The 515-nt window shown below is 55.1% G+C and carries 1 rRNA gene; it reads left to right on the top strand.

Going from position 1 to position 515, the window contains the following annotated elements:
* Positions 1-515: ribosomal RNA gene (locus tag NDI56_RS21915) — 23S ribosomal RNA — on the top strand; the annotation flags it as partial.

Here is a 515-nt window from a genome sequence, read left to right on the forward strand (position 1 = left end):
GAGCCCTAGACAGCCGGGAGGTGAGCTTAGAAGCAGCTACCCTCTAAGAAAAGCGTAACAGCTTACCGGCCGAGGTTTGAGGCGCCCAAAATGATCGGGACTCAAATCCACCACCGAGACCTATCCGCACCACTCATACTGGTGATCGAGTAGATTGGCGCTCTAATTGGATGGAAGCGGGGGCGAGAGCTCCTGTGGACCGATTAGTGACGAAAATCCTGGCCATAGTAGCAGCGATAGTCGGGTGAGAACCCCGACGGCCTAATGGATAAGGGTTCCTCGGCACTGCTGATCAGCCGAGGGTTAGCCGGTCCTAAGTCTCACCGCAACTCGACTGAGACGAAATGGGAAACAGATTAATATTTCTGTGCCATCATACAGTGAAAGTTGACGCCCTGGGGTCGACCATGCCGGGCTTTCGCCCGGTCGAATCGTCCAACTCCGTGGAAGCCGTAATGGCACGAAGCGGACGAACGGCGAGATAGAGAAATATGGTTCAACCTGGGGCCCGTGAA

It is taken from the genome of Halomicroarcula saliterrae, from assembly GCF_031624395.1.
In the GTDB taxonomy this organism is placed as follows: domain Archaea; phylum Halobacteriota; class Halobacteria; order Halobacteriales; family Haloarculaceae; genus Haloarcula; species Haloarcula saliterrae.